This is a genomic window from Flavobacterium hydatis (genome assembly GCF_000737695.1).
Classification (GTDB): domain Bacteria; phylum Bacteroidota; class Bacteroidia; order Flavobacteriales; family Flavobacteriaceae; genus Flavobacterium; species Flavobacterium hydatis.
Window position 1 is genome coordinate 1 of record NZ_JPRM01000075.1, and the last position, 1,245, is coordinate 1,245.

1 protein-coding gene is annotated in these 1,245 nt (G+C 39.0%); it reads left to right on the top strand.

From position 1 onward, the window contains the following. The coding region (locus IW20_RS25075; RefSeq protein ID WP_035629093.1) for a DUF11 domain-containing protein at positions 1 to 1,245 on the top strand (1,245 nt) is incomplete at both ends.

The following is a 1,245-nucleotide window of genomic DNA, read 5'->3' on the forward strand; positions in this document are numbered from 1 at the left end:
TTTTATAAATGTTTTTTTTCTTTTTAATATATCATCTTCAATATATGCTCAAGCTACTATTGTAACAAATCCATCAAATTTGCAGATAAATACCGCTTTAAATGGGCCTGGAATAGTTATCGTTGGTGGAACATTGTCGGGAGCAGCAACTGCCGCAACATTGCGTGCAAATCAAGTTGCCACCTTTTCTAATGGTATTAGTGGCGCTGGTTTGCAGATACCGAGCGGTGTGTACTTTACTACAGGAAGTGCCCCTTTCGAATTAGCAAACAAAAATACTGCTGTCCAAAATAGTTTTAACCCTGCTGGAGCTACAACATTATCAGATCCCAATTTATCTTTAATTGATCCTACCGCAACACGTGACTTAGTATCGTATTCTTTTACAATAACTTTAGCACCGAATGTTTCGGGACTACTTTTTAGTTATCAATTTGGTTCAGAGGAGTTTCCAGATTATGTAGGTTCTAATTTTGATGATGCTTTTGGTTTTTTTGTTTCGGGGCCTGGTATTTCTGGAATTCAGAATTTCGCAACATTGCCAAATGGTAATGCCACATCAATAAATAAGGTAAATTCTGGTATTCCTGGATTTAGCTCACCGGCAACACCTGTCGCTGCATACGATGGTTCTCAATCTGCTTTGTATATCAATAATGGTCACATTACAACTACTACTGGAGGTAAATATAACCTGAATACAGCGCCTCAACCAGGACCTTTCCCAGTTTTTACAGAACATAATGGTTTAACAAAGTCGATAAAGAAATCCATTGCTGGCTTAACTCCTGGAGGAACTTATACTTTTAAAATTGTAATTGCTGACGCTGGTGATGCATCGTTGGATTCGGGTGTTTTTTTAGATATTATAGAGGGTATAATTTCTGCCGATCTCTCTGTTTCTAAAACTGTAAATAACCCAAGTCCAAATGTGGGAAGCAATGTTGTTTTTACACTCACAGCAGGCAATACTGGTCCTGGTAATGCACCAAATACCAAGGTTACTGATTTGTTACCAGCTGGTTACACTTTTGTGTCTGCTACACCAAGTGTTGGGACATACGATTCCTCGACAGGGGTTTGGGATATTGGTTTATTAAATATAGGCTCTTCCCCAACTTTGCAAATTACTGCTACGGTAAAAGCTGCAGGTCCTTATTTGAATAGTGCTTCTATAGCATCTCCAGATATTGCAGATCCTACCCCTGGAAATAATACCTCTAGTGTTACCCCAACCCCGGTTGC